At 37.9% G+C, this 9,192-nt stretch carries 11 protein-coding genes; 3 read left to right on the top strand and 8 right to left on the bottom strand.

The genetic code is table 11. From position 1 onward, the window contains the following. The 7 genes from ACOVO2_RS01815 to ACOVO2_RS01785 form a co-directional block, all read right to left on the bottom strand. The coding region (locus ACOVO2_RS01815; protein WP_421768330.1) for a phosphocholine-specific phospholipase C at nucleotides 1-2,118 on the bottom strand (2,118 nt) is incomplete at its 3' end. A gap of 125 nt (nucleotides 2,119-2,243) precedes the next feature. Then, nucleotides 2,244-2,456 (bottom strand): hypothetical protein, encoded by a 213-nt coding sequence (locus ACOVO2_RS01810; RefSeq protein ID WP_421768329.1) that lies wholly within the window; start codon nucleotides 2,454-2,456, stop codon nucleotides 2,244-2,246. A gap of 19 nt (nucleotides 2,457-2,475) precedes the next feature. Next, on the bottom strand, nucleotides 2,476-2,748 hold the full coding sequence (locus tag ACOVO2_RS01805) for an RNA polymerase alpha subunit C-terminal domain-containing protein (protein ID WP_421768328.1): 273 nt from the start codon (nucleotides 2,746-2,748) through the stop codon (nucleotides 2,476-2,478). Nucleotides 2,749-2,761: 13 nt separating this feature from the next. Further along, nucleotides 2,762-3,121 (bottom strand): DUF1801 domain-containing protein, encoded by a 360-nt coding sequence (locus tag ACOVO2_RS01800; protein WP_421768327.1) that lies wholly within the window; start codon nucleotides 3,119-3,121, stop codon nucleotides 2,762-2,764. Further along, nucleotides 3,114-3,485 carry a DoxX family protein gene (locus tag ACOVO2_RS01795; RefSeq protein ID WP_421768326.1) on the bottom strand — a complete coding sequence of 124 codons (372 nt, stop codon included), beginning with the start codon at nucleotides 3,483-3,485 and terminating at the stop codon, nucleotides 3,114-3,116. Before ACOVO2_RS01795 ends, ACOVO2_RS01800 begins: the two co-directional genes overlap by 8 nt. A gap of 84 nt (nucleotides 3,486-3,569) precedes the next feature. After that, entirely contained in the window at nucleotides 3,570-3,992 is a 423-nt protein-coding gene (locus tag ACOVO2_RS01790) for a VOC family protein (RefSeq protein ID WP_421768325.1), read from the bottom strand. A gap of 68 nt (nucleotides 3,993-4,060) precedes the next feature. Further along, nucleotides 4,061-4,621 (bottom strand): dihydrofolate reductase family protein, encoded by a 561-nt coding sequence (locus ACOVO2_RS01785; protein ID WP_421768324.1) that lies wholly within the window; start codon nucleotides 4,619-4,621, stop codon nucleotides 4,061-4,063. Nucleotides 4,622-4,735: 114 nt separating this feature from the next. On the opposite strand from ACOVO2_RS01785, the gene ACOVO2_RS01780 reads away from it, so the two are divergent. Continuing rightward, nucleotides 4,736-5,701, top strand: coding sequence for a GlxA family transcriptional regulator (locus ACOVO2_RS01780; RefSeq protein WP_421768323.1), 966 nt, complete (start codon nucleotides 4,736-4,738; stop codon nucleotides 5,699-5,701). A gap of 66 nt (nucleotides 5,702-5,767) precedes the next feature. Here ACOVO2_RS01780 and ACOVO2_RS01775 read toward each other — a convergent pair whose 3' ends face one another. Further along, the gene (locus ACOVO2_RS01775; protein WP_421768322.1) at nucleotides 5,768-6,820 is read right to left on the bottom strand and encodes an aldose epimerase family protein; all 1,053 of its coding nucleotides are present in this window, start codon (nucleotides 6,818-6,820) and stop codon (nucleotides 5,768-5,770) included. Between the two features lie 414 nt (nucleotides 6,821-7,234). Between ACOVO2_RS01775 and ACOVO2_RS01770 the strand changes: the two genes are divergently transcribed. Together ACOVO2_RS01770 and ACOVO2_RS01765 are read left to right on the top strand one after the other, a co-directional pair. Then, nucleotides 7,235-8,878 (top strand): TldD/PmbA family protein, encoded by a 1,644-nt coding sequence (locus ACOVO2_RS01770; RefSeq protein ID WP_188766312.1) that lies wholly within the window; start codon nucleotides 7,235-7,237, stop codon nucleotides 8,876-8,878. Nucleotides 8,879-8,974: 96 nt separating this feature from the next. Then, nucleotides 8,975-9,192: PmbA/TldA family metallopeptidase (locus ACOVO2_RS01765; RefSeq protein ID WP_421768321.1), on the top strand; the 218-nt coding region annotated here is incomplete at its 3' end.

Genomic DNA, 9,192 nt, shown 5'->3' with positions numbered 1-9,192 from the left:
ATCTAAGGCCCAAGTATCGGTCAATTCATCACCTCTTTTTACAGCATAATTACGAGTTTTTAGCTCATTATCAATAAAATACGCCACAAACGGACAACCTTTTACTTTATTTCCAAAAACCTTATCACCTACCCCAAAACTCACTTGAAAACTTTTCTTATCTTCACTCAATTGACTATCAACGTATAATTCATACGGAATTGAAGTGGCTTTACGAATCCCTTTTTCTTGTTTTGGAAACCATTCATAATCAGCACTTTGTGAGTTTACGCCACTAATTTCATCAGCAGTTAAGGGCTTAAAATTTGATGGTAATTTCTTAAATTTTGCTTTATGAACCGACTGAATAAATGGCTCTTTGACAACGAAAGTCGGCAAGGCTATCTTTTCACCCGTATAAGGCTTGAAAGTTGAAGTAAGGTCGCCGCAAACTGTTCTACGCCAATCGCTGATATTGGTTTCGGTGATTTCTTTCTTGGTTTTGTGTTTCAAAAACTTTTCTAAAAACTGTAAAATAGAAGTGTGGTCAAAAACTTCCGAACATACATTTCCGCCCCTACTCCACGGCGAGGCAATCACCAACGGCACTCTAAAACCTAAGCCGATGGCATCTTCACGGGCATCTTTTTCGGAGTCTTTGTATTTTCTTTGTTTTTCATGAACCAAATTTACTTGTTCTACCGAAGTATCAATTCCAGTCGAAACTTTGCCCGTATTTGGTTTTGTGTGATGTGGTGGCACAAATGGCGGAACATGGTCGAAATAGCCATCGTTTTCGTCATAAGCCAAAATAAAAATGGTCTTTTTCCAAACTTCTGGATTTTTCGTCAGAATATCCATCACTTCCGAAACATACCAAGCACCATACCACGGAGCTCCAGGGTGGTCAGAGAAGTTTTCGGGAGCAACCAACCACGTAACCATCGGCAATTGCTTATTTTCAACATCTTTTCTGAACTGATACAAAACATCACCTTTAGGTACTTCTACTTTTCTTGGTGTGCCATTATCATCGTATTCGAGCGTAGTCAATTCATGATAATGAGGGTCTTTGCGATTATTGGTAAAAGCTTTTCGGTGTAGATTTTTATTAAAATCATTCAATTTCTCGAAGTTTTCGGGCGTATATTGTACCAAATCTTGCTTCAAAATTTCGTAATATGATTTCTTACGAGTCAATTCAGTTTTTGCTTTTTCAAGTTCCGCTCCATTGAGCGAGGCCAGATTTTTCTCAAGAGTAGCAATATCTTTCGGCAAAATATCATTCATTTTCTGAATGTATTTGTAATATTCAGGCGAAAACTTCACGGCATACTGCTCAAACCATTCAATCGGATTATCGGTAAAATTGGCGAGCCAACCTTCCTCTTCACCTTCAAAACCAACTGGCAAACTGATTTCATTTTGGTAGATTTTCCACGAAATACCATTTTCTTCCAATCTTTCGGGGAAAGTTTTCCATTTTGCCCATTTTCCGTAATCAACGTCTTCATTTTTTACGTTGGCTTTTGCCTCAAAATCAGCTTTTTCACGAATCGTACCTGTCCATAAATACAAACGATTGGGCGTTGTGCCTGTCAATGAAGAACAGAAATTTTGGTCGCATACCGTAAAGGCATCGGCCAAAGCATAATAAAACGGAATATCTTCACGGTTGTAGTACCCCAAAGTCAGTGGCATTTCTTTATAGGCTTTGTTCCCTGACTGCTTTACGTGCAGCCATTTATCATATTTGCCATTATTGCGGGCATCGACTTGGTTTTCCCACGAGTGCGGCAACGAACTCATCCAAGTAGCATTTGAATCTTTTAGATTGAGTCTGAACGGAGCAAAAGTTTCTCCTTTCGGGTTCGACTGCAACCAAACTTTATTTTTATTGGGTAAACTAATGGCTCGTGGGTCATTGAAGCCACGTACGCCTTGAAGTGTGCCATAACTGTGGTCGAATGAGCGATTTTCCTGCATCAAAATCACTACGTGTTCGGCATCCCAAAAGGTACTGCCCTCGGCAGGATTAATGGCCAATGCTTTTTGAATTGAAGGAGGCAAAACGCCCATCAGACCAGCTCCGCTGGCCAATAAAGTTGCTTTCTTGATGAAGTCTCTTCTGGATTCCATGTATAGGGTTGAATAGTATCTGAATTTTTACCGAAAATACTGCTTTATTAAATATTTTTAAAAATTAGAGCATTATTTTTTTGTTACTAATCCATCGAAGCAAAAAGAGTAGCTTACGAGATAAGCTACTCTTCTAAAACTTTACATATAAAACCTTGACTATTAAGCACTTCAACAACAACACTCGTGATATTTTGATTGCTTTCAATCCTTAATATTTTATCACAATCATTAAGGTCAAAATTAAAATTTGATGTAGGAAAACGAATTTTTAAGGCTTTAATAATTGCGTTTGCCTTGGTTTTACTTTTAATATCAGTCCTACAAATTTCAATCATAATTTTACCTACAAAAATACTACTTGAAAACTAATCCAGCATCAACCAAAGCTTTACGAAGTTTAGGAAGTGACGATTTTCCCATTCCATGTAGTTTCAGAATTTCAACCTCGCTAAATTTTGATAATTCGTCTAAAGTATGAATGTTCCTATTTTCTAACGCCCGCCGTGCAGGAGCAGGAAGCAAGCTTAAAAACCCGTCTTTGGGCTTACTTTCTTGCTCACAAACTGGACAAGTTGGACATTCGCTACTTTTGAAAAATTGATGACCTTTCTCGCAAATCTTTAGCATCTTCGGTAAAAGCTTAATTTTCAATCAATTCTAATAACTCGGCTATAACTCTCTGTAATTCAGTTTTTTTAGCCAAAACATCAGTCATATCTTTAAAATATACCATTCGACGGTCTTTATAATCACCTTCCAAAATGGCAGAACTTACTTTCGGAATGGCATCATTATGAAAAATCAAATGTACTTTATCTTGCATTCGGTGGTTGAATGTCAAGAAATCTTCTTTACAATAATAGCTTGGAGCGTTCCACTTGATTCGTTCCAAAATTCTGGCATCAGTTTCTTTGATAATCACTCTCAAGGCTTCAATTTCAGCTTTCAGCGGATGCTCTAAAGCTTCCATATATGCTGTTACTTGCTCAGTATCAGTCATTTTGAGGGTTTAATTTATGGTAATAAACGTACGAAACTGCTAAAATTGCCAAAACAACCAAAGGAAAAAATGTTTGTCCATTAATTCCATCAACAGCTCCGTGACTGATTGTTGCAAAAATAAAATCAAAAGCAAAGCCAGCGTAAGCCCATTCTTTTACTCGTTTTGGTACTTGCGGAATAACTAAAGCCAAAACCCCTAAAACCTTAAAAACAACCAATGCGTTTCCAAAATATTCTGGATACCCCAAATGTCTGATTCCTTCTTTTGCCAATTCGGTTTGAGATGTCAAAGCTGGCATTACTCCTTCAAATAAAGCGATGATTGTAGTCGCTGTCCAATAAATGATTTTGTCCTTTTTCATGTTTTTAGTTTTATTTATTAGGTTATTTCAAATTGTTTGGTTAGGTATAGCAAAATGTGAACTCAGTATTTTAAAAAGTAATAGTTAAGCATTCAAAAGAGATTGAATATCAAACTTTTTCATTTGCATAAAGGCTTGTACAACTCGTTGTCCTTTTTCGGGGTCTGAAACCAACTTACCCAAAATTGTAGGCACAATTTGCCACGAAAGTCCGTATTTATCTTTCAGCCAACCGCACTGACTTTCTTCTCCACCTTCCGTGAGTTTTGTCCAATAATAATCAATTTCTTCTTGGTCTTCACAATTTACCACAAGCGATACAGCTTCGTTGAATTTGAATTGTGGGCCACCATTGAGTCCCATCATTTTTCGGCCATTCAACTCAAAAGTGACCATCATAGGATTTGCGGAAGTGATTTTTGAGTTTGCGAAAACCGAGCAATAAAACTCGGCCGCTTCTTTGGCTTGGCCATCAAACCAAAGACAAAGAGAAATTTCATTATTCATAGTTTTTCATAATTTTTGATATAAAAGCACACTAATTTTACTGATTTATCAAAATACCGTTAATCTTTTTAAAACTCATAACACAGCAGCGTAATTCCACAGTCAAAACCCTGTGCTTTTCTCAAAGTAAGTCCTTGTTTAGTAGATAAACTTTGAAAAATTGGCATTCCTTTGCCCAAAATCGCAGGATTTACAAAGAGATGGTACTCATCAATCAAGCCTTCTTTGATTAGAGAAGAAACAAATGACCCTCCACCATATACGATGATATCTCCACCAGATTGATTTTTCAAAGCATTGATTTCATCAACAAGGTTTCCTTTTGCCAAAATAGCATTCGACCAATCAGCACTTTCCAATGTTTTTGTAAAAACTACTTTGTGAGTTTCGCTCATTTTTTGGGCAAAACCTTGCTCTTCGTTTTCGATTTGTGCAGCACCCGCCCAATGTGGAATAAAACCTTCGGCCAGTTTTCGGCCTAAAACGATACAATCGACATCATCAGTAAGGGCTGAAACATAGTTTTTTAGGGCATCATCCCAGTTCCAAACCATCCAATCCATTTCACCATTTGGACCAGCAATAAAACCATCGACCGACATTTGAACTTGTAATTTTAGCTTTCTCATAATTTTTGTAAGATTTAATGCCACAAAACTACGGGCAATAGTTGAGATTAGAAATATGTAAAAACGACAATTTAGTGGGTTGATTGCGACAAACTTTTTTTATAGTTTTACGGCATGAAAAACGTCATTATATTAGTTCCCGAAACAGCCGTACCCGCTGCCATCGTTGACCCACGGTATATGTTTTCGGCCATTAATGAGTTCTATAGAAGTATGGAACTCCAACCCGCTTTCAACATAAAATTAGTAGGAATGAGCAAAGAAGTCAAGCTAAACGATGGTTTGATTTCATTTCACCCTGATTTTCTCTTGAATGAAGTCAGGAAAGCTGATTTGATAATTATTCCTGCCTTGAGCGGCAATATGGCACAGGCCATCAAACAAAACGAAGGTTTTATTCCGTGGATTCAAGACCAACATCGAAAAGGGGCTGAAATTGCCAGCCTATGTGTGGGGGCTTTTTTATTGGCTTCAACTGGGCTTTTAAACGGAAAATCATGCTCAACGCATTGGCTTTATGCCAATGAATTCAGAACGATGTTTCCAGAAGTATATCTCGCTGACGATAAAGTAATTACCGAGCAAAATGGCATTTATTCGAGTGGCGGAGCTACTTCGTACTGGAATTTGCTACTTTATTTGGTAGAAAAATACACGAATCGTGAAATGGCAATTATGGCCTCTAAATTCTTTTTGCTCGAAATGGGACGAAACAGCCAATCTCCATTTGTGATGTTTCAAGGGCAAAAAGACCATGAAGATACGCAGATTCTAAATGCTCAAGAGTTTATCGAAAAACACTACCAAACAAAAATCAATGTAGAAGATTTGGCTGATAGGTTTGGTATTGGCCGTCGAACATTTGAACGTAGATTTAAGAAAGCGACTTCAAATACAGTTATTGAATACATACAAAGAGTAAAAATAGAATCCGCAAAAAAACAACTCGAAAGTGGCAGAAAAACCGTCAATGAAGTAATGTATGATGTGGGTTATACCGATTTAAAAGCTTTCCGTGATGTTTTCAGAAAATTGGTAGGAATGTCACCGATTGAGTATAGAAATAAATATAATTCTTAATTTTTAATTGATAATGGAGAATTGAAAATGAATAATGATTTATCAATTCTCCATTTTTTGAATCCGTTATTTCGCAGAGAATTTATACGAAGTAGTTGATTGATAAACCTCGTCAGGTCTTAAAACCGTTGTCGGGAAATGCGGTTTATTTGGCGAATCTGGAAAATGTTGGGTTTCAACACAAAAAGCCGAACGACGACCGTAAGTCGTTCCACCTTTGCCAATGATGTCACCTTTCAAATGATTAGCCGAGTAAAATTGCATTCCTGGCTCAGTTGTGAAAACCTCCATTATTCGTCCAGTTTTTGGTTCATACACCTCAGCAGCGAGTCTTAAATCTGAACTTGTATCGGTCAATACATAACAATGGTCGTAGCCACTTCCCAATACAATTTGCTCATACGAAGTATCATTGATTCGCTCACCGATTGTATGTTTTTCGGTAAAATCAAATGGTGTTCCCGCAACTGGACGTAATTCACCCGTTGGAATTACAGTCGCATCAACAGGCAAAAATTTATCAGCGTGCAAAATCACCTCATGGTCAAGCACATCGGCTGCTCCGCTCAAATTAAAATATGAGTGATTGGTTACGTTCAAAATCGTAGCTTTATCAGTAGTGGCTTTATAATCAATTCTTAATGTATTGTCAGCCTGTAAAGTATAAATCACTTCAATGCTCAAATTTCCAGGGTAACCTTCTTCCATGTCGGCTGCTAAATAGCTTAATTTAAGAGCTGGTTCTTCGCCTTCAATTAGCTTTGCATTCCACAATCTTTTATCAAAACCTTTCAAGCCACCGTGCAAAGCATTTACACCATTATTGATTGGTAATGAATAGGTTATACCATCTAACTCAAAGCTACCTTTGGCAATTCTATTACCATAACGACCGATAATTGCTCCAAAATATGGTACTCCTTTTAAATAACCTTCCAAGGTATCGCAACCATGAACAACATCAGCAAAATTTCCATCTCGGTCAGGTGCGGTTAATGATACAATTATTCCACCAAAATCAGTGATTCTGGCTTCCATTCCTGCGGTATTTTTTAAAGTATAAAGGCTTGTTTCTTGGCCATCGGGAAGTTTCCCAAAAGATTGTTTTTCGATACTCATTATATTTGATTATTTGTAGAATTGTAAAGATTTGATTCGGCAAAACTACGTAAACTTTTTTAAAATACTTTCGGAATGGACACGTTAGACCTTAATTTTACCACTGAGGTTCACGAAGTTTAACACAGAGTTACACGGACTAACTAACTCCGTGCAACTCCGTGAAATACTCATTTTTAACTCCGTGGTAAAAAACGTTATAGGAGAATTTCGGTATTTGAGATAAATTAAGAAACATTCTTGCAAGAAAGTCGCTAAAAAACTCCGATTTGTCTATCTAATTATCCAAACATCTACTCAATTCATTAGTTTTAGTTTTTGTATAAATCGTTTTTGTGTTAAAAAATTTCTTATCACCGAATATTTGTTCATTTTTACAATAAATTTCATTTTTAATTCAATCAACAACCTAACATGAAAAGAAGGGATTTTATCCAATTATCTGGTATGGGTTTGGGAGCTATGATGGGTTCTTCGATTCCCGTACTGGGAAATATGGTACCTGTCGAACATCTTCTTGAGCCGGGAGCTGATATTGCTACCAAAAAGCGATTAGCTGATATTGCTCTCAACGCAACCAAATCACGAGGTGCAACCTACACAGATGTTCGCATTGGTCGTTACTTACAACAATTCTTATTTACCCGTGAAACCAAAGTGCAGAATATCACCAATGCCGAATCTTATGGCGTTGGTATCAGAGTAATTGCCAATGGTACTTGGGGCTTTGCCGCCACCAGCGACGTAACACCCGACGGAATTGCCAAATGTGCCGAAACAGCCGTGGCTATTGCCAAAGCAAACTCAAAGATTCAGAAAGAGCCAGTTATCTTAGCCCCACAAAAAGGTGTTGGCGAAGTAACATGGAAAACTCCAATCAAGAAAAATGCTTTTGAGGTTCCTGTGCAAGAAAAAATTGATTTATTGATGAAAGTAAACAGCGAAGCCATGAAAAATGGTGCTGGATTTGTAACATCAAACTTATTTTTTGTAAACGAACAAAAGTATTTCGCTTCTTCTGATGGTTCATACATCGACCAAGATGTGCATCGTATTTGGCCGACTTTCACAGTTACGGCCGTTGATAAAGCCGCAGGAAAATTCAAAACTCGTGATGCCATCAGCTCGCCAATGGGTATGGGTTATGAATATTTAGATGGATTGGCCAGCGAAAAAATTTCTGCCCCAAATGGTCTGATTGGCTATCGTAACTCTTACGACATGGTTGAAGATGCAATCATGGCATCGAAACAAGCTCAACAAAAACTCACTGCGAAATCTGTTCCAGCTGGCAAATACGATTTAGTACTTGACCCAAATCACCTCGGACTAACCATCCACGAATCAGTTGGTCACCCACTCGAACTTGACCGTGTATTGGGCTACGAGGCCAACTATGCAGGAACGTCTTTCGCAACACTCGATAAATGGAAAACAAAAGCCTTCAACTACGGAAGCAAACAAGTAAATATCGTAGCTGATAAAACTCAACCTTACACGCTCGGAACTGTCGGTTATGACGACGAAGGTGTGCCATGCAAAGAATGGGATTTGATAAAAGATGGTGTTTTGGTAAATTATCAAGCAATCCGTGACCAAGTAAATATCTTGGGCGAAAATGCTTCGCACGGTTGCTGCTATGCCGATAACTGGAACTCGGTTCAATTCCAACGTATGCCAAATGTTTCGCTTCGCCCAGGAAAAGAGAAATTAAGCGTTTTTGATATGATTAAAGGCGTTGAAAAAGGTATCTATATCATCGGTCGTGGCTCGTATTCGATTGACCAGCAGCGTTATAACTTCCAATTTGGTGGACAACTTTTCTACGAAATCAAAAACGGAGAACTCGTAGGAATGCTCGACGATGTGGCGTATCAATCAAATACACAAGAATTCTGGAACTCATGTGTGCAGATTTGTGATAAAGACGATTACCGTACTTTTGGTTCGTTTTTCGATGGAAAAGGTCAGCCTTCGCAGGTTAGTGCCGTTTCTCACGGAAGTGCAACCACTCGTTTCAATGGTGTAAACGTAATCAATACTGGAAGAAAGATTTGATAAAAGTCGATAGTCCACAGACAACAGTAAATAATTTAGAAAGTTATTAACTGTCAATTGTTGAACATTGACTACTTACATTTTAAAACTACAAAAATGAATAAAATATTATCAAAAGAAGAAGCTAAAAAGATAATAGATAAGGTTTTAGCATTTTCAAAGGCAGATGAAATGAGTGTGAGCCTCAGCGGAGGTCGCACAGGAAATATTCGTTATGCCCGAAACTCAGTTTCTACCAGTGGCGAATCATACGACCAATCGTTGGCAGTTACGGCAGTTTTTGGCAAACGCTCAGGCACAGCCACCATCAACGA

This window comes from Emticicia sp. (genome assembly GCF_049241225.1).
GTDB lineage: Bacteria > Bacteroidota > Bacteroidia > Cytophagales > Spirosomataceae > Emticicia.
The sequence above is the reverse complement of the archived record's forward strand: the minus strand, read 5'-3'. Positions and strand labels throughout refer to the sequence as shown.

Bases quoted from the DNA above. Each gene is read 5' to 3' on its own strand.
- ACOVO2_RS01800 (WP_421768327.1), bottom strand. From the start codon at position 3,121: ATGACTGATACTGAGCAAGTAACAGCATATATGGAAGCTTTAGAGCAT.
- ACOVO2_RS01805 (WP_421768328.1), bottom strand. From the start codon at position 2,748: ATGCTAAAGATTTGCGAGAAAGGTCATCAATTTTTCAAAAGTAGCGAA.
- ACOVO2_RS01795 (WP_421768326.1), bottom strand. From the start codon at position 3,485: ATGAAAAAGGACAAAATCATTTATTGGACAGCGACTACAATCATCGCT.
- ACOVO2_RS01770 (WP_188766312.1), top strand. From the start codon at position 7,235: ATGAAAAGAAGGGATTTTATCCAATTATCTGGTATGGGTTTGGGAGCT.
- ACOVO2_RS01785 (WP_421768324.1), bottom strand. From the start codon at position 4,621: ATGAGAAAGCTAAAATTACAAGTTCAAATGTCGGTCGATGGTTTTATT.
- ACOVO2_RS01790 (WP_421768325.1), bottom strand. From the start codon at position 3,992: ATGAATAATGAAATTTCTCTTTGTCTTTGGTTTGATGGCCAAGCCAAA.
- ACOVO2_RS01780 (WP_421768323.1), top strand. From the start codon at position 4,736: ATGAAAAACGTCATTATATTAGTTCCCGAAACAGCCGTACCCGCTGCC.
- ACOVO2_RS01775 (WP_421768322.1), bottom strand. From the start codon at position 6,820: ATGAGTATCGAAAAACAATCTTTTGGGAAACTTCCCGATGGCCAAGAA.
- ACOVO2_RS01810 (WP_421768329.1), bottom strand. From the start codon at position 2,456: ATGATTGAAATTTGTAGGACTGATATTAAAAGTAAAACCAAGGCAAAC.